Annotated in this window: 16 protein-coding genes; 12 read left to right on the top strand and 4 right to left on the bottom strand. The window is 69.2% G+C overall.

Features of this window, described 5'->3' with window-relative positions:
- The first annotated feature begins 34 nt into the window (after window positions 1-34).
- From NQ204_RS09040 to NQ204_RS09075, 8 genes are all read left to right on the top strand, one after another.
- On the top strand, window positions 35-1,303 hold the full coding sequence (locus tag NQ204_RS09040) for an NAD(P)/FAD-dependent oxidoreductase (protein ID WP_256643636.1): 1,269 nt from the start codon (window positions 35-37) through the stop codon (window positions 1,301-1,303).
- Complete coding sequence (locus NQ204_RS09045; RefSeq protein ID WP_116863520.1) at window positions 1,291-1,848, top strand: DUF3261 domain-containing protein; 558 nt, start codon at window positions 1,291-1,293, stop codon at window positions 1,846-1,848. The genes NQ204_RS09040 and NQ204_RS09045 overlap by 13 nt, the downstream gene beginning before the upstream one ends.
- Complete coding sequence (locus NQ204_RS09050; RefSeq protein WP_116863519.1) at window positions 1,845-3,035, top strand: beta-ketoacyl-ACP synthase; 1,191 nt, start codon at window positions 1,845-1,847, stop codon at window positions 3,033-3,035. Before NQ204_RS09045 ends, NQ204_RS09050 begins: the two co-directional genes overlap by 4 nt.
- Before the next feature lie 8 nt (window positions 3,036-3,043).
- The gene (locus NQ204_RS09055; RefSeq protein ID WP_116863518.1) at window positions 3,044-3,502 is read left to right on the top strand and encodes a hotdog family protein; all 459 of its coding nucleotides are present in this window, start codon (window positions 3,044-3,046) and stop codon (window positions 3,500-3,502) included.
- Window positions 3,486-4,217, top strand: a complete 732-nt coding sequence (locus tag NQ204_RS09060) for a 3-ketoacyl-ACP reductase FabG2 (protein WP_256643637.1) — start codon at window positions 3,486-3,488, stop codon at window positions 4,215-4,217. The genes NQ204_RS09055 and NQ204_RS09060 overlap by 17 nt, the downstream gene beginning before the upstream one ends.
- Window positions 4,217-5,455 (top strand): beta-ketoacyl-ACP synthase, encoded by a 1,239-nt coding sequence (locus NQ204_RS09065; protein WP_116863516.1) that lies wholly within the window; start codon window positions 4,217-4,219, stop codon window positions 5,453-5,455. Before NQ204_RS09060 ends, NQ204_RS09065 begins: the two co-directional genes overlap by 1 nt.
- Window positions 5,456-5,629: 174 nt before the next feature.
- Window positions 5,630-5,890, top strand: coding sequence for a YcgL domain-containing protein (locus NQ204_RS09070; RefSeq protein ID WP_150453741.1), 261 nt, complete (start codon window positions 5,630-5,632; stop codon window positions 5,888-5,890).
- Window positions 5,883-9,221 (top strand): ankyrin repeat domain-containing protein, encoded by a 3,339-nt coding sequence (locus tag NQ204_RS09075; protein WP_256643638.1) that lies wholly within the window; start codon window positions 5,883-5,885, stop codon window positions 9,219-9,221. The genes NQ204_RS09070 and NQ204_RS09075 overlap by 8 nt, the downstream gene beginning before the upstream one ends.
- Window positions 9,222-9,327: 106 nt before the next feature.
- On the opposite strand, the gene NQ204_RS09080 is transcribed toward NQ204_RS09075, so the two are convergent.
- Window positions 9,328-11,106, bottom strand: a complete 1,779-nt coding sequence (locus tag NQ204_RS09080) for a monovalent cation:proton antiporter-2 (CPA2) family protein (RefSeq protein WP_256643639.1) — start codon at window positions 11,104-11,106, stop codon at window positions 9,328-9,330.
- A 407-nt stretch (window positions 11,107-11,513) separates the two neighbouring features.
- Here NQ204_RS09080 and mgtE point away from each other — a divergent pair, with 407 nt between their 5' ends.
- Both mgtE and NQ204_RS09090 read left to right on the top strand, forming a co-directional pair.
- Window positions 11,514-12,884 carry a magnesium transporter gene (mgtE, locus tag NQ204_RS09085; RefSeq protein WP_116863512.1) on the top strand — a complete coding sequence of 457 codons (1,371 nt, stop codon included), beginning with the start codon at window positions 11,514-11,516 and terminating at the stop codon, window positions 12,882-12,884.
- Between the two features lie 168 nt (window positions 12,885-13,052).
- Window positions 13,053-15,779 carry a bifunctional acetate--CoA ligase family protein/GNAT family N-acetyltransferase gene (locus NQ204_RS09090; RefSeq protein ID WP_256643640.1) on the top strand — a complete coding sequence of 909 codons (2,727 nt, stop codon included), beginning with the start codon at window positions 13,053-13,055 and terminating at the stop codon, window positions 15,777-15,779.
- Window positions 15,780-15,827: 48 nt separating this feature from the next.
- Here the strand turns inward: NQ204_RS09090 and NQ204_RS09095 are convergent, their stop codons facing one another.
- Window positions 15,828-16,208 (bottom strand): YbjQ family protein, encoded by a 381-nt coding sequence (locus NQ204_RS09095; protein ID WP_108754558.1) that lies wholly within the window; start codon window positions 16,206-16,208, stop codon window positions 15,828-15,830.
- Between the two features lie 96 nt (window positions 16,209-16,304).
- Here NQ204_RS09095 and NQ204_RS09100 point away from each other — a divergent pair, with 96 nt between their 5' ends.
- Window positions 16,305-17,006: an alpha/beta fold hydrolase gene (locus NQ204_RS09100; protein ID WP_256643649.1), complete on the top strand. Its 702-nt coding sequence runs from the start codon at window positions 16,305-16,307 to the stop codon at window positions 17,004-17,006.
- 33 nt (window positions 17,007-17,039) lie between these two features.
- On the opposite strand, the gene dkgB is transcribed toward NQ204_RS09100, so the two are convergent.
- Window positions 17,040-17,849 carry a 2,5-didehydrogluconate reductase DkgB gene (gene dkgB, locus NQ204_RS09105; protein WP_116865072.1) on the bottom strand — a complete coding sequence of 270 codons (810 nt, stop codon included), beginning with the start codon at window positions 17,847-17,849 and terminating at the stop codon, window positions 17,040-17,042.
- An 88-nt stretch (window positions 17,850-17,937) separates the two neighbouring features.
- Window positions 17,938-19,152 carry an MFS transporter gene (locus tag NQ204_RS09110; RefSeq protein WP_343238476.1) on the bottom strand — a complete coding sequence of 405 codons (1,215 nt, stop codon included), beginning with the start codon at window positions 19,150-19,152 and terminating at the stop codon, window positions 17,938-17,940.
- 105 nt (window positions 19,153-19,257) lie between these two features.
- On the opposite strand from NQ204_RS09110, the gene NQ204_RS09115 reads away from it, so the two are divergent.
- Window positions 19,258-20,160, top strand: coding sequence for a LysR family transcriptional regulator (locus NQ204_RS09115; protein ID WP_116865070.1), 903 nt, complete (start codon window positions 19,258-19,260; stop codon window positions 20,158-20,160).
- Window positions 20,161-20,256: the final 96 nt, after the last annotated feature.

A 20,256-nucleotide genomic window follows, 5' to 3' on the forward strand; every position in this document is an offset into this window, starting at 1 on the left:
CTCCCGCCCTACCGGCATCACCAAGGACGCACCGATGAATACTGCTGTGGACGCACCCGGTATCGCCCCGGCCTGTGAGCGCACCGAGATCCTGATAATCGGTGCGGGCCCCGCCGGTTCGGTAGCGGCGGCCATGCTGCGCCAGCAGGGCCGCCAGGTCCTGATGCTGGAACGCCAGCCGTTCCCGCGCTTCTCCATCGGCGAGAGCCTGCTGCCGCAGAGCATGGAGTACATCGAGGCCGCCGGCCTGCTGCAGGACGTGGTGGAAGCGGGCTTCCAGCACAAGAACGGTGCGGCCTTCGTGCACGGCCAAGCGCGTACTGCGTTTGATTTCCGGAAGAAATTCTCCCCCGGCTGGGGCACCACCTACCAGGTGCAGCGTGCCGACTTCGACGATGTTCTTGCGCGTGGTGCCCAGCGCATGGGCGCCACCCTGCGCTTTGGCGACGAGGTGCTGGCGGTCGAGCCAGGGCAACACCCATCCGTCGACGTACGCCGCGCGGACGGCAGCGAGTACCGCATTGAGGCCGATTTCATCCTCGATGCCTCCGGCTTCGCGCGCCTGCTGCCACGCCTGTTGGACCTGGAATCGCCCTCCAACTTCCCGGTGCGCGGCGCGATCTTCTGCCACGTGCGCGACCACATTCCCGCCGACGCCGAGTTTGACCGCAACAAGATCCTCATCACCACTCACCCCGAGCACATCGACGTCTGGTACTGGACCATCCCGTTCTCCAACGGCTGCTGCTCGCTGGGGGTGGTGGCCGAGCCCTCGTTCTTCGAACGCTACGAGGGCGACGATCTGGAGAAGCTGCAGGCCATCGTCGGCGAGGACTCCAATCTGAGCCACCTGCTGGCCAATGCCGAATGGGCGGTGCTGCCGGTGCGCCGCATCACCGGTTATTCGGCCAACGTCCGCTCGCTGTGGGGGCCGGGTTATGCGCTGCTGGGCAATGCCGGTGAATTCCTCGACCCGGTGTTCTCTTCCGGCGTGACCATCGCCTTCAAGTCGGCGCAGCTGGCCAGCGAGTGCCTGCGCCGCCACTACGCCGGCGGAACCGTCGATTGGGAAGCAGACTTCTCCGTGCCGCTGCGTGCGGGGGTGAAGACCTTCCGCCGTTTCGTCGAGAGCTGGTACCAGGGCGGTTTCCAGAAGATCATCTTCCACCCCCGGCAACCGACGGACATCCGCAACATGATCTGCTCCATCCTCGCAGGCTATGCCTGGGATACTGACAACCCGTACGTGGCCGACGGCAATGGCCGCCGCATGCGGGTCCTGGAGGAACTGTGCAGCGGCTGACCATCCGTCTGAGTGCAGTGCTGCTGTGCTTGCTGCTGGCCGCCTGTGCGGGCCGCGTACCGCGCGCCCTGGTTGAACTGCCGCCGCTGCGCCTGGCGCCGGCCAGTCTGCCCACACCGCTGGCGCTGCAGCAGCAGCTGCATTTCCGCTTCGGCCGTCATGAGCGCGATCTGGAGGCATTGCTGGAAGCGGATGCACAGCAGGTGCAGCTGGCCGTGCAGGCGATGGGCCAGACCGGCGTGCGCCTGCAGTGGGACGGCCGCCAGCTGAGCCAGCAGCGCGCCCCTTGGCTGCCGCAGCAGGTGCGTGCCGAACGCGTGCTGGACGATCTGCAGTTCGCGCTGTGGCCGACCCAGGCCATCGCCGCCGTACTGCCGGCGGGCTGGCAGGTCACCGATGATGGCCATCTGCGCAGCCTCTCCCGTGATGGCCAGGTCTGGCTGCAGCTGCAGCGCAGGGAAGGTGGCAGCCTGGAGCTGGACAACCGCGCTGAGGGCTACAGCCTGCGCATCGAGTCGATTACCGCCGACGGCCCGACCCCATGAGCGATGAGATCTATCTCAACGATCTGGGTGTGGTGTGCGCACTGGGCGAGGGCCGGGCGGCAATGGCCGCAGCGCTGTTTGCCCAGACGCCCGGCGGGCTCAGCGAGAACCACACGCTTCTGCCTGGGCAGACCCTGGCATTGGGCGAAGTGCGCACGCCGCTGTCGACGCTGGAGGACCTTCCGGTGGCCCTGCGCGGGCGCAACAACGCACTGCTGGAGGTAGCGCTTGGCCAGATCGCGCCGACGGTACAGGCCGTCATTGCCCGGCACGGCGCGCACCGGGTCGCCGTCGTGCTGGGCACCAGTACCTCCGGCATCGGTGAATCAGAACATGCCCTGCGCGCCCACGCCGAAACAGGGGCGTGGCCGGCAGGCTTCGCGTACGCGCAACAGGAGATGGGCACCGCAGCGCACTTCGTGCGCGAACGCAGCGGCGCCCGTGGTCCTGCCTGGAGCCTGTCCACGGCCTGCTCGTCCAGCGCCAAGGCGCTGGCGTCGGCAGCGCGCCTGCTGCGTGCCGGCATCGCCGACGCCGTCATCGCCGGTGGCGCCGACTCACTCTGCCGCTTCACCGTTGCCGGGTTCAGCGCACTGGAGTCGGTCTCAGCGACGCGCTGCAACCCGTTTTCGCGCAACCGGTGCGGCATCAACATCGGTGAAGGCGCTGCGCTGTTCGTGCTCAGCCGCGACGCAGGCCCGGTCAGGCTCGCTGGCTGGGGCGAATCGTCCGATGCCCACCACATGTCCGCGCCGGAACCGGCGGGCCGGGGCGCCATCGACGCTCTGCGGCAGGCACTGCAGCGTGCGCGCTGGAGCGCAGGTGAGGTGGACTACGTCAACCTGCACGGCACCGCGACCGCTCACAACGATGCGATGGAAAGCCTCGCTGTCGCGCAGGTCCTGGGCACCACCGTAGCGGCCAGTTCGACCAAGCCGTTGACCGGCCACACGCTGGGCGCCTCTGGTGCGATCGAGGCCGCTGTGTGCTGGATCGTGCTGGCTGAAAACCCGGCGCAGCAGCTGCCACCGCACTGGTGGGATGGCGAGGCTGATCCAGCCCTGCCCGCACTTTCGCTGGTTGCGCCGGGTGACAACCTCGGGCGCATGCCCGCCCGCGCGCTGAGCAATTCGTTTGCCTTCGGCGGCAGCAACGCTGTACTGGCGATGGAAGGGGTACGGCGGTGAGTGCACCCATGCCTGCGGTAGAGGATGTGGTGCCGCACCGCTTCGACATGTGCCTGCTGGATCGCATCGTCCGGTGGGACGACACCACGGTCGAGGCTGAACTGGTGGTTCCGGCAGACGGCGTATTCGTGGAAGGGAACGCCATCCCGGCATGGATCGGCATCGAGTACATGGCGCAGGCCATCGCGGCATGGGCCGGTTGCCGGGCGCGGCAGGCCGGCACCCCGGTGCAGCTGGGGTTTCTGCTGGGTACTCGGCGCTACACCGCCGCCCGCAGCGGGTTCCCGGTCGGCACGCGGCTGCGGGTGCAGGCGCGCTGCGAACTGACCGGCGACAACGGTCTGGGAATGTTCGCCTGTCGCATCCTGGCAGGCGATGAAGAATGGGCCAACGCCAACGTATCGGTCTTCGAGCCCACCGACGCAAAGGCATATCTGGAGAGTGGAAAGCATGACAGCAGACCGTAGCGTGCTGGTGACCGGCGCCAGCCGGGGCATCGGTCGGGCCATCGCGCTGCGCATCGCGCGCGACGGCTTCGACGTAGCGGTGCACTGCCGCAGCCGCGTGGACGAAGCACAGGCCGTGGCGGCCGAGATCCAGGCACTGGGCCAGCAGGCCCGCGTGCTGGTTTTCGACGTGGCCGACCGGGCAGCCGCGCGTGCGGTACTGGACGCGGACGTGGAAGCGCACGGTGCCTACTACGGCGTGGTCTGCAACGCTGGCATCGCCCGCGACGGCGCCTTCCCGGCGCTGTCCGAGGACGACTGGGACCAGGTCATCCACACCAACCTGGATGGCTTCTACAACGTGCTGCACCCGCTGATCATGCCGATGGTGCGGCGGCGCAAGCCGGGCCGCATCGTCACCCTGTCTTCGGTGTCCGGCGTGGCCGGCAACCGCGGCCAGGTCAACTACAGTGCCGCCAAGGCCGGCATCATCGGTGCCACCAAGGCGCTGGCGCTGGAACTGGCCAGCCGCCAGATCACCGTCAACTGCGTGGCCCCCGGCCTGATCGAGACCGACATGCTGAACGAAGAAGTGGTCGACCATGCGCTGAAGCTGATCCCCGCCGGCCGTGTCGGCCGTCCGGAGGAAGTGGCCGCCACCGTCGCGTTCCTGCTGTCCGAGCCGGCCGGCTACATCACCCGCCAGGTGATCTCGGTGAACGGGGGCATGATCTGATGGCCGCCGATCGACGCGTGGTGGTCACCGGCGCCGCCGCCATCAGTCCGCTTGGCCATGACTGGCCGACCATCGAGGCGCACCTGCGCAGCTGCCGCAACGCGGTGCGCACCATGCCGGAGTGGGACGTCTACGACGGTCTCAACACACGCCTGGCAGCGCCCGCAGACGCATTCGAGCTGCCCGCCCACTACAACCGCAAGACCACGCGGTCGATGGGCCGGGTCGCGCTGATGTCGGTACGCGCCACCGAGCTGGCGCTGGCCGCCTCAGGACTGCTGCAGCACGAAGTACTGCGCAGCGGTCGCACCGGGGTCGCCTATGGTTCATCGTCGGGCAGTCATGAAGCAACGGGTGACTTCAGCCGCATGCTGCACGACTTCAGCACGGCCGGCATCAGTGCCACGACCTACCTAAAGATGATGAGCCATACCGCCCCGGTCAACATCGGTGTGTTCTTCGGCCTGAGCGGCCGGGTCTACACCACCTCCAGTGCCTGCACGTCGGGCAGCCAGGGCGTGGGTGCCGGCTATGAAGCGATCCGCAGCGGCAAGCAGACGGTGATGGTGACCGGCGGTGCGGAGCAGCTGGACGCGACTGCCGCTGCAGTGTTCGACACCCTGTATGCCACCAGCACACGCAACGATGCGCCGCAGTCCACCCCGCGCCCGTTCGATGCCGGCCGCGATGGCCTGGTGCTGGGCGAGGGGGCGTGCACGCTGATCCTGGAAGACCTGGAACATGCGCAGGCGCGCGGCGCCCCCATCCTTGCCGAGGTCGTCGGCTACGGCACCAACAGCGACGGGCAGCATGTCACCCAGCCCAGCGCAGGCACGATGGCCCACGCCATGCGCCTTGCGCTCGAGGACGCCGGGCTGGGCGCCGACCGCATCGACTACGTCAATGCCCACGGCACCGCGACCGACCAGGGTGACATCGCTGAAGCGGAGGCAACGGCCCAGGTGTTCGGCAGCCGCATGCCGGTCAGCTCGCTGAAAAGTTATGTCGGCCACATGCTGGGCGCCTGCGGCGCGTTCGAGGCGTGGGTGACGATCGAGATGATGCGTGCGGGCTGGTTTGCGCCCACGCTCAATCTGGAGCATGCCGACCCCCGTTGCGCGGCGCTCGATCACATCACCGGGGCAGGGCGCCGGCTGCAGGCGACCCACGTCATGAGCAACAACTTCGCCTTCGGCGGTATCAATACGTCGCTCATCTTCAGAAAGTGGGGCGGGTAGGCTCGCGCGGCCAAGGCCGGTTTCCAACCGCATGCCACGTGAACGCCATGGCCACATTGCTGAACCCCGTCGGGGAAACGCCGCTGATCGCGGCGTCATCGTCGCGCGACGGCTTTCCCCGGTGTCGCCTTTCCGACACAATCAATGCTCTTCCCGGGTTATCGTCCCGCGGACATGCACGCCTACGTCTATAAAAGCCAACTCAAGCCGGACACCTACGTCTATCTCGCCCGTCGTGATGATTTCAGCGCGCTGCCTGCGCCGCTGGTCACCTCGCTGGGTGCGCTGTCGTTCGTCCTCGAAGTGACCCTGGATGCGCAGCGCCGTCTGGCCCAGGCCGACCCGGACAAGGTCCGCAGCGAGCTGACCGAGCGCGGTTTCTACCTGCAGGTGCCGCCGTCGGTGACCAGCATGATGCGGCGCCACTATGACTGAGCTGTCGCGCCCACGCGCACTGTCGATTGCCTTCGTCCTCGGCGCTGTCCTGGCGCTGGCCTCGGTCGTGGGTGGGCTGCCCGGTGCCGTGTTTGCCGCACTGGCGCAGCCGGCGTTCGCGCTGGGCGTGTCGTGGTGGCGGCGCAGCCGCACGCTGCAGGCTCCGAAACTGATCGCGCGGCAGGAGCTGCCGGCGCTGGCGGTGTTGTGGGCCGCGGCCCCGGCAGGCCTGGCGCTGCTGCTGGCGTGGCCGCTGGCGGCGCTGCGCGACAGCGGCAGCCTGGCCGCCGTGCTTGGCCTGAGCGTGCTGGTCAGTGCCGGCCTGCTGGCCGCGTGGCGCACCTGGCCGTTGTGGAACGATGTCGAACGCCTCGATGGCAGCCTCGCCCAGCATTGGCATGCCCTGGCCGGGCGTGACCTGACCGCCTGGCGTGGCCTGCTGGTGGCGGCGATCGTGGTCGCACTGGCCGCGCTGATCGTGCTGCCGGCCTGGCCGGGCCTGTTGCCGGAAGGCGCCGGTTGGCCCGCCGCACTGGCCACGCTGGTGCTGTCGCCGGTCCTGCACCTGCTGCTTCAGTGGGTGGCACCGGCACCGATGGTCAGCCTGCGCAGCACCGCCCAGGACCTGCCCAGCGGCGATGCCGAAGCCCTGTTCAACGCTGCCGCCGAAAGCACGCCGCTGGAAGCGATGGCACCGCAGGAACTGACCCCGGCGCTGTACGAAGCTGCGCGCCACGGTCGCATCGACCGCGCGCTGCAGCTGCTGCAGGCCGGTGCCGATCCGCACGCGCTGCCGGACCCGAACTGGCGCGACCAGCGCAGCTTGGCCGTGCTCGCCGCCGTGCTGCCCGACCTGCGCCTGCTGCGCGAGCTGATCGGTCGCGGCGTTGACGTGAATGCCCCGCACCGTGGCATGACCCCGCTGCTGGCCGCCACCCGCGACAGCTGGCATGGCCGCCCCGAAGCGGTGATGACCCTGCTGGCCAACGGCGCCGATTCGCGCGCCATGGACAGCGATGGCAACACCCCGCTGCATCACGCCGCGCGCAGTTCCGACCCGGGCGTGGCCGCGCTGCTGCGCGATGCCGCCGCCGAGGTGGATGCGCTCAACACTGAAGGCTGGTCGCCGCTGGCGGTGGCCTGCCAGGTCGGCAACTGGCGCCTGGCCCGCTTCCTGCTCGAACGCGGTGCGCGCAGCGAACCCAGCGAAGGCACCCCGGTGCTGCTGGCCGCTGCCGCGACCGAGGACGACGATCCGGCCGGCGTGCAGCTGCTGCTCAAGCACAAGGCGCGCGCCGATGCGCGCGACCGCCAGCGCCGCAGCGCACTGCACGAAGCTGCCCTGGCCGGCCATGTCGAGATCATCGGCGTACTGCTGGGTGCTGGCGCCAACCTCGAAGCGCGCGATGCGCTGGGCCGCACGCCGTGGCTGGAAGCGGCCCGTGCCGGTCGCGCCGCCGTCATCGAACACCTGCTGCCGCACAAGCCGGACCTGGTGGCGGTCGATGGCGAAGGCCGCAACGCCGTGCTGCTGGCCGCCATGGCCGAGGATGTGTCGCCGCTGCTGGTCAAGCGCCTCGTCGATCTCGGTATCGCCGCCGATGCCAGCGATCCGCTCGGCCGTCGTGCGGTGGACTACGCCGCCGAAGCGGGGCGCTGGGCGATCGTGGCCCTGCTGGACCCGTCCTATCCGTTGCCGGCCGCGGTCAGCGATGGCCTGGCCGAACGCGGCGAAGCCGCCAGCGCCAGCGGCCTGCTGCCCGACCGTCCGCCGCTGACCCTGCTGCGCGAAGCGCTGGGCTTCGGCAATACCGAAGGCATGGCCGCGCTGGCCAAGCTGTGCCAGCCGGAAGAGCTGGGCGGCCTGCTGCTGGACCCGGAACTGGCGCTGGAACCGCGCGCGGTCGACTGGCTGCTGGGCCATGGCGCCGACCCGTACGTGCGCGATGCCTGCGCCGATACCCCCATGTTCGCCCTGCTGTCGCGTGGCATCGACGCGGTGCCGGCGCTGCAGGTGATGCTGCAGCGTGGCCTGTCGCCGGCCGGCCGCGGTGGCCTGGCGCGCTTCCTTGCCGCCTGCGCGCAGCACGACCAGGCCGCGCGCGGCCTGGAACAGCTGGCGCTGGAACTGCTTGAACGCGGCGCCGATCCATTCGCCGCTTCGCCGGCCGGTGATCCGCCGCTGTCGCTGGCGGTGCGCCTGGGCTGGCTGCGCCTGCAGCAGGCCCTGCTCAATGCCGGTGTCGATCGCGAAGCCCGCGACAGCCACGGCATGACCGCCCTGCACCTGGCCACCGCGCTGGCCCGCGAAGGCGCGCTTAAGCTGCTGGTGCAGCACGGCGCATCGCCGGAAGCGCGCGCCGCCGATGGCCAGACTCCGCTGGGCGTGGCGCTGTCGATCGGCCGCCGCGACTTGGCCGACTGGCTGGATTGGCGGGTGTGGCCGCTGCCGCGCCGCACCCTGCGCGAAAGCGACCTGCCGGCTGCGGCCATGGCCGGCGATGTCGATGCCGTGCGCCGCTTGAACGACCTCGGCTTTGCCATCGACGCCGTCGATGCGCAGGGCTGCACCGCGCTGCTGCGTGCGGCCGGTGGTGGCCACCTGGCGGTGGTCGACCTGCTGCTGGCGCGTGGCGCCGATCCGCAGCATGGCGCCGCCAGTGGCGCGACCCCGCTGTCGGCGGCGGTCAGCATGCGCCAGGTGGATATTGTCTCGGCCCTGCTCGATGCCGGCGCCCAGCTGGAACACCGCCTGCCGGGCGGCGTGACCGTGCTGATGCTGGCCTCGGCGCTGGGCCTGCCGGACATTGCCGCTCGCCTGCTCACCGCCGGTGCCGACGTGCATGCCGGCGATGCGCAGCAGCTGGGCCCGCTGCACTGCGCGGCGCTGTATGGCTTCAGCGCCCGTGATCGTTCGCGCCTGCTGGCCCTGCTGGATACGCTGCTGCTGGCCGGCGCCGAGCCCGACCTGGCCGCAGCCGGTTCGGTCACGCCGTTGCTGCTGCTGCTGGGTGCACGCGCCGAGCCAGGCACCGCCTGCGACGAGCAGGTTGTGATGGCTGCAGTGGAGCGCCTGCTGGATGAGGACGTGAGCCTGGACGTGCGTGACCCGCGCGGCTTCGGCCCGCTGCACCTGGCCGCCCTGCACGGGCTGCCGCTGCTGGTGCAGCGCCTGCTGCGCGCCGGTGCCGATCCGGAAGTACGCGACAGCCTCAACCGCAGCCCGCGCGAGATCGCGGTCATGCGCGGCTTCATCGACGTGGCCGGCGAATTCGAACCGCGCGTGCCCGGCGTATCCTCGATGGCCCGGTTCCTGCGCGACAACGGTTGAGAGCCGCCGGGCATGGCCCGGCGCTACCCCTGCGGGTGGCTATGTCCGGTAGCGCCGGGCCATGCCCGGCGGCCTGAAGGTGGATGCCGACCGTTGGTCGGCACGCCTACTTCTCGTCGCTTTCCGCGTCGGCCTCGAACAGATGCATCAGGTCGTTGCGCGCATCGCGCGAAGTCTGGATCACCGCGGCTTCGTCGTCGTAGACCAGGTACTGGTCGCGCAGCAGCTGTTCGTCATGCTCGCGGAAGCGCTGCACGTGGCGCTGCGCCACGTCCGCCGCCACGCCCAGCGCGGTCAGCACGCGCCCGCTCATTTCGAGGCTGGTGCCGAACACTTCGCGGAACGGCTCGGCCGACATGTCCATCAACCGCCACGCGTGCTGGCGGTTGCGCGCACGTGCCAGCACCTTCGCATCCGGGTACAGGCGGCGCACCATGCGCACCGCGCGCAGGTTGGTTTCCGGGTCGTCCACGGTGATCACGAACACGTCGATATGCTCGCCGCCCGCAGCGCGCAGCATCTCCGGCCGGGTCGGGTCGCCGTAGTAGAGCTGGTTGCCGAAGCGGCGCAGGTCGGCCACGGTGTCCGGGTTCGCCTCCAGTGCCACGAACGGCACCTTCTGCGCGGTCAGCAGGCGCGCGATCACCTGGCCGAAGCGGCCCATGCCGGCGATCAGCACCTTGGGCTGGTTGTCCGGCGCCACTTTGTCGGCCGGTGCGGCATCGCGCGGCGCCGGCTTTTCCCGGCCCAGCAGCTTCAGCAGCACCAGCATCAGCAGCGGCGTGATCGCCATCGACAGGCCGACGATGGCCACCAGCCGGTCATGGTTGGCGTCGCCCAGCAGGTGCGCGCGCTGTGCTTCAGTGAACACCACGAAGGCGAACTCGCCGCCCAGCCACAGCACGCTGCCCAGCAGCAGCGACTGCCGCGACCCCAGCTTGGCGATGCGGCCGATCAGGTACAGCAGGCTGAACTTCACCACCAGCAACGCGGCCACGCCGGTGGCGATCAGCCACGGCTCGGCGGTGATGCGGTCGAGGTCGATGCCCATGCCCACGGCGATGAAGAACAGGCCCAGCAGCAGGCCCTTGAACGGCTCGATCTGCGCTTCCAGTTCGTGGCGGAATTCCGAGTCGGACAACAGCACGCCGGCCAGGAACGCGCCCAGGCTGGGGCTGAGGCCGGCCTCCTGCATGAACCACGCAGTGCCCAGCACCACCAGCAGCGCGGTGGCGGTGAACACTTCCGGGCTGCGGGTACGGGCGATGATGCCGAACACCTTGCGCAGTACCGGGCGCCCGCACAGGATCACCACCGCCAACGCACCCAGCGCCACGGCCGCGTCTTCCCAGCGCAGCGTCTCGTTCTTCGCCCCGCCCAGCAGCGGGATGGCGGCCAGCAGGGGGATCGCGATCAGGTCCTGGAACAGCAGGATGGCAAAGCCCAGCCGGCCGTGGTCGCTGTTGATCGCCTTATGCTCGGACAGCAGCTGCAGGCCCACCGCGGTGGAGGACAGGGCCAGCGCGATGCCGACCACCAGCGCACTCTTCCACTGAAAATGGTCGAGCAGCAGCAGGCCACCCAGCAGCAGGCCGGACAACGCCACCTGCGCCGCACCCGCGCCGAACACCGAGCGCCGCATCACCTTCAGGCGGGCGGGCGACAGTTCCAGACCGATGACGAACAGCAGCATCACCACGCCGATCTCGGCCGCGCCGAGGATACGGTCGGCATCCTGCACGAAGCCCAGCCCGTCCGGACCCAGCACCACGCCAGCGGCGAGGTAGCCCAGCACCGCGCCGAAGCCGAACTTCTTGAACACCGGCACCGCGATCACCGCGGCCAGCAGCAGCACCAGCGCCAGTTCCAGACCACCGCTATGCATGGGAATTCCTGGTCATCGCGGAGGCCTGTGCTGCGCGGGTTCGGCGGGGGGAGCGCGGCCGTGCAGGCCACCCCGTCATTATGCGCGCCCGCCTGTGCACGGACGACAACGGCCACGGAAGGCCGGGTCAGATCCCTTCGCGCCGCAAAGGGCTCTGACCCCAGTGACACCTGACTACCCGCCCAAGCCAGGGTTGACCGGGCGTGCCGGCAGGTCCAGACTGCCCGCCGCTGCCACTCCCGCCGTTGTCGAGCGTGTCAGGCAGTACACCCATCCGGAGTCCCCAACCCATGTCCAGCGACAGTAGAAGTCGACCTCGTTCGACGCCAGCGATGGCTACCGCCTGATATCGGGTCGGTTTGCCTGCGTTGGCGTTGCGCGAGGTCGCATCCCCACAAGGCAAGCCCATGAACCAGAAGCAACTGCTGCGCCCGGTGGCCGACGCCGCTGCCCTCGCCGCACCCCTGGCCAACTACAACACCGCCGATGCGGTGGAATTCCTCAACACGCTCGATCTGGAGCGCGCCGCCGAAACGCTGGCCGCGCTGTCGCTGCCGCGTGCGGTGAAGATGCTCGAAGCGCCCGAACTGCACCGCAGTGGCGAGCTGGTGGCCGCGCTGCCGCCCGCCCGCGCCGCCGCGCTGCTGGGGTTGATGGCCGATGACCGCGCCACCGACATCGTCCACGAGCTGGACGAGGAAGAACGCGCGCGGCTGATCCCGCTGCTGGGCAGCGATGCCCGCCAGGCCATCCAGACGCTGCTGAGCTACCCGGCAAACACCGCCGGCGCGCTGATGACCACCGAGTTCGTCGCCGTGCCCGCCACGTGGACGGTGGCCCAGACCCTGCAGCACATCCGCCAGGTCGAGCGCACCCGCGAGACCGTGTACGCGATCTACGTGCTCGATCCGGCCAGCCAGCAGCTGCAGCAGGTGGTGACCATGCGCCGGCTGATCACGGGCCTGCCGGAGGAATCGATCCTCGACGTGGCCCAGGTCAATCCGCCGGTCACCGTCGATGCCCTGCTGGACCAGGAAGAAGTGGCGCGGCTGATCCGCCGCCACGACCTGCTGGCCATTCCGGTGGTGGACGCGCAGCAGCACCTGCTGGGCATCGTCACCGTCGACGACGTGCTCGATGCGCTCATCGAGGAATCGACCGAGGACGCGCACAAGTTCGGCGGCATGGAAGCGCTGGACAAGCCGTACATGCAGATCGGATTCTTCGAGATGCTGCGCAAGCGCGCCGGCTGGCTGAGCGTGCTGTTCCTCGGCGAGATGCTCACCGCCAGCGCGATGCAGCACTACGAGGACGAACTGGCGCGCGCGGTGGTGCTGACCCTGTTCATTCCGCTCATCATGAGTTCTGGCGGCAACTCCGGTTCTCAGGCCACCTCGCTGCTGATCCGCAGCCTGGCCCTGCGCGAGCTGCGGTTGAGCGACTGGTGGAAGGTGGCGCTGCGCGAAGTGCCGACCGGCATGGTGCTGGGCGCCATCCTCGGCTGCCTGGCCATCGTGCGCATCGTCATCTGGCAGCTGGGTGGCCTGCACGACTACGGCGAGCACTGGATCCTGCTGGCCATCACCATCGGCGCGGCCCTGGTGGGCATCGTCACGTTCGGCTCGCTGTCCGGCTCGATGCTGCCCTTCATCCTCAAGCGCCTGGGCTTCGACCCGGCCAGCGCCTCGGCCCCGTTCGTGGCCACCCTCGTGGACGTGACCGGCCTGGTGATCTACTTCAGCATCGCCGCCCTCATCCTGCACGGCACCCTGCTGTAACAAAAACGTGTGGCCTGGGATCGGATCCCCGTGGTCTGCTAGGTGCCCACCTTGGTGGGCACGCAAGGGTCATGCGGGGGTCATGCAGGGGTCAGAGCCCTTTCCTGCGGAAAGGGATCCGACCCCGTCCTCAACCCCATCGCCACGGAATTTGGGTACCGTAGGCGCATGAGTACCTACCACCTGCAGTCCGTGTTCCGTCCGCAGTCGGTCGCGGTGATCGGCGGCAGCCCGCGTGAGCGCTCCGCCGGCCGTGCGGTGATGCGCAACCTGCGTGGCACCGGCTTTCCCGGCAAGGTGGCGTGGATCAACCCGCGCCACGCCGAGATCGATGGCATCCGCACGGTCAAGCGACTGAAGGATCTCGACTGGGTCCCCGACCTGGTGGTCATCACCGCCCCCGCAGCGATCGTGCCGCAGGTGGTGCGTACCGCCGCCGAGCGCGGCGTGCAGGCGGCGATCATCCTCACCGCGCACCTCGGCGAAGGCCCGGGGTCGCTGTCCGAACAGGTGGAAACGGTGGCGCGCAAGCGCGGCCTGCGCATCCTCGGCCCGCACTGCCTGGGCGTCATCGCGCCGCATGCGCGGCTCAATGCCAGCATCGCCGCACACTTTCCACAGGCCGGTGACCTCGCGCTGGTCTCCGAATCCTCGGCGATTGCCGCCGCGCTGGTAGAGTGGGGCGTGGCACGTTCGGTGGGTTTTTCCGCCGTGGTTTCGCTGGGCGACACCATGGACGTCGACTTCGGTGACCTGCTCGATTACTTCGCCACCGACTACCGCACCCGCGCCATCCTGCTCTACGTCGAACACATCAAGGACGCGCGCAAGTTCATGTCGGCCGCGCGTGCCGCCGCGCGCGCCAAGCCCGTGGTAGTGGTCAAATCCGGCCGCGCCGAGCGCGTGCAGCCCGGCAGCGCCGACACCCACGTGCAGGCGCTGGCCCGCGCCGATGATGTCTACGGCGCCGCCTTCAACCGTGCTGGCCTGCTGCGCGTGAATGCACTGGACGAGCTGTTCACCGCAGCGGAGACGTTGGGCCGCTTGGGCACCTTCCCCGGCCGCCGCCTGGCCGTGCTCAGCAACGGAGGTGGCGTCGGCCGCCTGGCGGTGGACCAGCTGGTGGTGCTGCGCGGCACCCTGGCGCAGCTGTCCGACAGCACGGTGGAAACGCTGGACAAGGTGCTGCCGCAGGGCTGGTCGCGCAGCAACCCGGTCGACATCGTGGTCGACGCCGATGGTGATCGCTATGCAGCTGCCATCGAGGCGCTGCTGGCCGACAACGAGAACGATGCGGTGATGGTGGTCAACGTGCCCACCGCGTTCACCTCATCGGCCGATGCCGCGCAGGCCCTGACCCGCACGCTGGGCCTGCGCCCGCGCCACCACCGCGACAAGCCGGTGTTCGCGGTCTGGCTGGGCAACGATGACCAGGCCACCGCCACGCTCAACGCCGCGCGGGTGCCGACCTATCCGACCGAGGCCGAAGCCGTGCGCGGCTTCCAGCATCTGGTGCGTTACCGCGAAGCGCAGAACGCGCTGATGGAAACGCCGCCCAGCCTGCCGCAGGATTTCAGCGTGGATACCGCCCGTGCGCGTGCGCTGGTCGACGCCGCACTGGCCAATGGCCAGCAGTGGTTGGACCCGCTGGCCACCCACGATCTGCTCAAGGCCTACGGCATTCCGTCGGCGCCGGTGATGCATGCGCGTGATGCACACGAAGCGATGGACCTGGCGCAGCCGCTGCTGGAGCGCGGTGCCACGGTCGCGCTGAAGATCCTGTCGCCGGACATCCCGCACAAATCCGAAGTGGACGGCGTGCGCCTGAACCTGGCGACGCTGCCGGCGGTGCAGAGCGCGGCCAACGCCATCCTCGAACGCGCCCGCCAGCTACGCCCGGATGCGCGCATCGACGGCCTGCTGGTGCAGCCGACCATCATCCGCCCGAAGGCGCGCGAGATCATCGTCGGCATCGCCGATGACGCCACGTTCGGCCCGGTCATCGTGGTCGGCCGCGGCGGCACCGCGGTGGAAGTGATCAACGACAAGGCGCTGGCGCTGCCGCCGCTGGATCTGCGCCTGGCCCACGAACTGATCGGCCAGACCCGTGCCTCGCGCATCCTCAAGGCCTACGGTGATGTGCCGGCCGCCGATGAGCGCGCGCTGGCGCTGGCGCTGGTGAAGCTGGCGCAGCTGGCGGCCGACATTCCCGAGGTGCGCACGCTGGACATCAACCCGCTGCTGGTGGACGGCAAGGGCATCCTCGCCCTCGACGCACGCGTGGCCATCGCGCCGTCGCGCATCCTGCACAAGGGCCGCGGCCATCCGCGCTTCTCGGTGTTCCCGTACCCGAAGGAGTGGGAGCGCACCCTCGAGCTGTCCGATGGCGGCCGCGCCTTCGTGCGCCCGGTGCGGCCGGAGGACGATGCGCTGTTCCGCGCGTTCTTCGCCCGCGTCAGCGATGAAGACCTGCGCCTGCGTTTCTTCCAGTCGGTGAAGCACTTCAGCCACGAGTTCATCGCGCGGCTGACCCAGCTCGACTACGCGCGCTCGATCGCGCTGGTGGCGATCGACCCGCGCAACGGCGACATGCTCGGTGCGGTGCGCCTGCATGCCGACGCCGACTACCATCGCGGCGAGTACGGCATCCTCATCCGCTCCGACCTGAAGGGCCACGGCATCGGCTGGCGCCTGATGGCGATCATGATCGAGTACGCCAAGTGGCTGGGGCTGGACGTGGTGGAAGGCCAGGTGCTGCGCGAGAACAGCACCATGCTGGCGATGTGCCAGAGCCTGGGCTTCAAGACCCGGCTGGATCCGGACGACCCGACGGTGATGATGGTGACCCTGCCGGTGCAGCAGGTCGAAGTGCCTGCACCCCCGCCGGTGGCATGACCGTCACCACCTCGGTAGCGCCGGGCCATGCCCGGCGGAACGTCGGATTCAGCGCAGCGGCTCCACCACCACCGCCGTGCCATAGCACAGCACTTCGGTCAGCCCGGTCATCACATCGGTGGCGTCGTAGCGCATGCCGATGATGGCGTTCGCCCCCAGCTGCCGCGCGTGCTTGACCATGTCGCGGTAGGTTTCCTCGCGGGCCTGTTCGCACAGCTCGGTGTAGATGGTGATGTTGCCGCCGAAGATCGTCTGGATGCCGCCGAGGAAGTTGCCGACGATCGAGCGCGAGCGCACGGTGATGCCGCGCACCACGCCCAGGTTGCGGGCCACGCGGTAGCCGGGCAGCTCGAAGGCGGTGGTGACCAGGGAATCCTCGAAGCGCAGGGCCGGAGGGGAGGGGATGCCGCTGTTATAGGGGTCTGCCATGCTGCTGCCTTCTGTAGAGTCGAGCAGGCTCGACTCTACCGCGCAATCGCCCGTTACGGCATGGCCGGACCCACCCCGCCGCGCGACAATACCTCCATGATCGAACGCATTCCCTTGCTGCTGCTCCCCGGCCTGCTCAACGATGCGGAGCTCTGGCGCGCGCAGCTGGCCGACCTGGCCGACATCGCCGACTGCACCGTGGGCGACCAGACCCGTGGCGAGACCCTGCAGGCGGTGGCCGACGACGTGCTGGCGCAGGCCCCCGAGCGCTTCGCTCTGGCCGGTTTCTCGCTGGGCGGCTTCGTCGCCCAGCAGATCCTGCGCACCGCGCCCGAGCGCGTGCTTCAGCTGGCGCTGGTCGACACCTCGATACACGCCGATTCACCCGAGCGCGCCGAGCAGCGCCGCAGCCAGCGCGCCAGCGTTCGCCTGCCCGGCAAGTTCCACGGTTTCGGTGATGCGTTGATGCGCAGCTACATCGATGCGTCGCGGCTGGACGACTACGTGCTGGTGCAGCGCGTGCGGGACATGACCGCACGCTTGGGTGCGGAAGTATTCATGCGGCAGAGCGGGCTGGAACGCCGCGATGGGCACGAGGTGCTGGCCGCGTACCGCGATCCGCTGCTGATCGTCTGCGGTGCGAACGACCGCATCACGACGCTGGCGGTCAGCGAGGAAATGCACGCGCTGGTGCCGCATTCGCAGCTGGTGGTGGTGCCCGACTGCGGGCACCTGGCCCCGATGGAGAAGCCGGACGAAGTGAGCGCGGCGATGCGCGGCTGGCTGTTGCAGGGCTGATGGATCCGCCGGGCCATGCCCGGCGGCCGTTCCTCAATCCCAGGCCGGGGCGATGCCTTCCGGGTTGGCCAGGCGCTGGCCACGATCGAGCTTGGCGATCTGCGCCATGTCGTCGTCGGTCAGGCGGATCGCCGCCGCTTCCAGGTTGCCGGCCAGGTTCTCGCGCTTGGTCGACGACGGGATGACCGCAAAGCCCTGCTGCAGTGCCCAGGCCAGTGCGACCTGTGCCGGGGTGGCCTGGTGGCGGCCGGCGATGGCCTGGATCACCGGGTCCTTCAGCACTTCGCCGTAGGCCAGGCTCATGTAGGCGGTGATGCGGATGCCGTTGTCCTGCAGGAACTTCACCAGCAGGCGGTTCTGCAGGTACGGGTGGATCTCGATCTGGTTGGTGGCGATGGCATCGGCACCGAGGATCTCGATCGCCTTGCGGGTCTGCGCGATGGTGAAGTTGGAGATGCCGATCTCACGGGTCAGGCCCTGTGCCTTGGCCTCGGCCAGCGCCGGCAGGTATTCCTCCATCGGCACGTCCACCTGGTCATTCGGCGAGGGCCAGTGGATCAGGGTCAGCTCGACGTGGTCGGTGCGCAGCTTTTCCAGGCTGGTGCGCAGGCTGGCCAGCAGCGCATCGCGCTTGAACTCGGTGATCCACACCTTGGTGGTCAGGTAGATGTCGTCGCGCGGCACGCCGGATTCGGCGATGGCCTGGCCGACCTCGGCTTCGTTGCCGTAGATCTGCGCGGTATCGATGGCGCGGTAACCAACGTCCAGCGCATTGCGGACGGAATCGATCACGGTCTGGTCTTTCAGGCGGAAGGTGCCAAGACCAAAGGCGGGGACAGTCATGGGAAGCTCCAACGGGGGGAAAAGGAGTGAACAGGAAGGGTAGGTCAGGGACCGTGTGCATGCCGGCAACGGTGCATTGCGTTGCCGGTCAGTGCGCGGTGACGGCGATGCCGTCGGCACGGTGGTCGACGCCATCGCGGCGGTCCAGGCGGCCGCTGAGGACGGTCAGTGCGTAGGCCAGCACCACCACCAGCGCGCCCAGCCACGGCGTGTGCATCAGGCCGATGTGCTCCACCACCAAGCCGCCCAGCGAGGCGCCCAGGGCGATGCCGATGTTGAACGCAGCGATGTTCAGGCCCGAGGCCACATCAGTGGCCTGCGGCGCGTAACGCTGCGCCTGCTTGACCACATACACCTGCAGGCCCGGCACGTTGCCGAACGCCACCGCGCCCAGGGCCAGCACGGTCAGCAGCATCAGCCAGGTGTTGTAGGCGGTGAAGGTCAGCACGAACAGCACGATGGCCAGCAGCGCGAAGATGCGCTTCAGTGCCGGCACCGGGCCAAGGCGGTCGGCCAGGCGGCCGCCCCACAGGTTGCCGATCGCCACCGACACGCCGTACACCAGCAGCACCAGGCTGACCGCGTTGGCCGAGAAGCCGGTGACGTCCTGCAGGATCGGCGCCAGGTAGGTGAAGGCCAGGAACGTACCGCCATAGCCCAGTGCGGTCATCGCATAGACCAGCAGCAGGCGCGGCTGGGCCAGCACGCCCAGCTGCTGGCGGAAGCTGGCCGGCGCGCTCTGCGGCACGTTGCGCGGTACGAACAGCAGCGCGCCCAGCAGGGCAACCACGCCCAGCCCGGCCACCGCCAGGAAGGTCGCGCGCCAGCCCAGGTGCTGGCCGATGAAGGTGCCCAGCGGCACGCCGGTCACCAGCGCCACCGTCAGGCCGGTGAACATGATGGCGATCGCGCTGGCGGCCTTCTCCTTCGGCACCACTGCGGTGGCGATGATCGAGCCGATGGAGAAGAACACGCCATGGGCCAGACCGGTGAGGATGCGGGCGACGATCAGCGAGGTGTAGCCCGGCGCCATCCAGGCGATGACGTTGCCGAGGGTGAACATCAGCATCAGCGCGACCAGCAGCTGCTTGCGCGGCACCCGGCCGGTCAGTGCGGTCAGCACCGGCGCGCCGATGGCCACGCCCAGGGCATACAACGAGACCAGCAGGCCGGCCGAGGGCAGGCTGACGTGCAGGTCGGCGGCGATGGTCGGAATGAGGCCGACGATGACGAACTCGGTGGTGCCGATGGCGAAGGCGCCGAGGGTCAGCGCCAGCAGCGCGAGGGGAATGCCACGGGTCATGGCAGGCTCCTGAGGGAAGGAAGGCGCGCAGTGTGCGCGGCGGACCTTTGCCGAAAAACTGGTCTTCACGCCAATCACTCTTGCCTGCTGGTCAATAATGGCGCCATGAAGACCACCCTCGACGAAATGCAGGCCTTCCTGGCGGTGATCGACAGCGGCTCGATCAGTGCCGCCGCCGAGCAGCTGGGGCAGACCCCCTCGGGCGTCAGCCGCGCGCTGGGCCGGCTGGAAGAGAAGCTGGGCACCACCCTGCTGACCCGCACCACCCGCCGCCTGCACCTGACCGCCGAGGGCGAGGCCTACCTGCGCCATGCGCGGGCGATCATCGATGCGGTGGAATCGGCCGAGGAACAAATGGCGGCCCGCCGCGAGCGCCCGGCCGGGCGACTACGCGTGGATGCGGCCATGCCCTTTGTGCTGCACGTGATCGCGCCGCTGGTGGCCAGCTACCGCGCGCGCTACCCGGAGGTGCAGCTGGAACTGAACAGTTCCGAGCGCTACATCGACCTGCTCGAGCGGCGCACCGACCTGGCCATCCGCATCGGCCCGCTGGCCGATTCCACCCTGCACGCGCGCTCGCTGGGACGCTGCCGGCTGCAGCTGGTGGCCAGCCCGGCCTATCTGGTCGCACACGGCGAACCGGCCAGCGTGGCCGCGCTGGGCCAGCACACGCTGTTGAGCTTCAACGAACCGGAATCACTGAACCGCTGGCCGCTGCCGGGCGATGCCGACGGGCAGCTGCTGGTGCGCCCGGATATCGCCGTCTCCAGCGGCGAGACCCTGCGCCGGCTGGCGGTGGAAGGCGTGGGCATCACCTGCCTGTCCGACTTCGTCACCGACCGCGACCGCGCCGCTGGCACCCTGGTGCCGGTGCTGGCCGCGCAGACGCTGGATGTGTACCAGCCGATCCACGCGGTGTACTACCGCAACACTGCAGTGTCGGCGCGCATCAGCTCGTTCCTCGACCACCTGGGCGAGGGGATGGCACAGGGCGATTACGTGCGCTGAGGCTGCTGTGGGTATTGGTGGGTGCGGACCGTTGGTCCGCACGGCTGCGCGCCACTTCGCGTCGTCGCCCGACCAACGGTCGGGCGCTGCCCATGC

It is taken from the genome of Stenotrophomonas testudinis, from assembly GCF_024499815.1.
GTDB lineage: Bacteria > Pseudomonadota > Gammaproteobacteria > Xanthomonadales > Xanthomonadaceae > Stenotrophomonas.

What these genes read in the sequence shown, in the direction of transcription:
- NQ204_RS09050 (WP_116863519.1), top strand. Translation starts at nt 1,845, where the DNA reads ATGAGCGATGAGATCTATCTCAACGATCTGGGTGTGGTGTGCGCACTG.
- NQ204_RS09055 (WP_116863518.1), top strand. Translation starts at nt 3,044, where the DNA reads ATGCCTGCGGTAGAGGATGTGGTGCCGCACCGCTTCGACATGTGCCTG.
- NQ204_RS09100 (WP_256643649.1), top strand. Translation starts at nt 16,305, where the DNA reads ATGATCGAACGCATTCCCTTGCTGCTGCTCCCCGGCCTGCTCAACGAT.
- NQ204_RS09040 (WP_256643636.1), top strand. Translation starts at nt 35, where the DNA reads ATGAATACTGCTGTGGACGCACCCGGTATCGCCCCGGCCTGTGAGCGC.
- NQ204_RS09115 (WP_116865070.1), top strand. Translation starts at nt 19,258, where the DNA reads ATGAAGACCACCCTCGACGAAATGCAGGCCTTCCTGGCGGTGATCGAC.
- NQ204_RS09065 (WP_116863516.1), top strand. Translation starts at nt 4,217, where the DNA reads ATGGCCGCCGATCGACGCGTGGTGGTCACCGGCGCCGCCGCCATCAGT.
- dkgB (WP_116865072.1), bottom strand. Translation starts at nt 17,849, where the DNA reads ATGACTGTCCCCGCCTTTGGTCTTGGCACCTTCCGCCTGAAAGACCAG.
- mgtE (WP_116863512.1), top strand. Translation starts at nt 11,514, where the DNA reads ATGAACCAGAAGCAACTGCTGCGCCCGGTGGCCGACGCCGCTGCCCTC.
- NQ204_RS09060 (WP_256643637.1), top strand. Translation starts at nt 3,486, where the DNA reads ATGACAGCAGACCGTAGCGTGCTGGTGACCGGCGCCAGCCGGGGCATC.
- NQ204_RS09070 (WP_150453741.1), top strand. Translation starts at nt 5,630, where the DNA reads ATGCACGCCTACGTCTATAAAAGCCAACTCAAGCCGGACACCTACGTC.
- NQ204_RS09080 (WP_256643639.1), bottom strand. Translation starts at nt 11,106, where the DNA reads ATGCATAGCGGTGGTCTGGAACTGGCGCTGGTGCTGCTGCTGGCCGCG.
- NQ204_RS09110 (WP_343238476.1), bottom strand. Translation starts at nt 19,152, where the DNA reads ATGACCCGTGGCATTCCCCTCGCGCTGCTGGCGCTGACCCTCGGCGCC.
- NQ204_RS09090 (WP_256643640.1), top strand. Translation starts at nt 13,053, where the DNA reads ATGAGTACCTACCACCTGCAGTCCGTGTTCCGTCCGCAGTCGGTCGCG.
- NQ204_RS09095 (WP_108754558.1), bottom strand. Translation starts at nt 16,208, where the DNA reads ATGGCAGACCCCTATAACAGCGGCATCCCCTCCCCTCCGGCCCTGCGC.
- NQ204_RS09075 (WP_256643638.1), top strand. Translation starts at nt 5,883, where the DNA reads ATGACTGAGCTGTCGCGCCCACGCGCACTGTCGATTGCCTTCGTCCTC.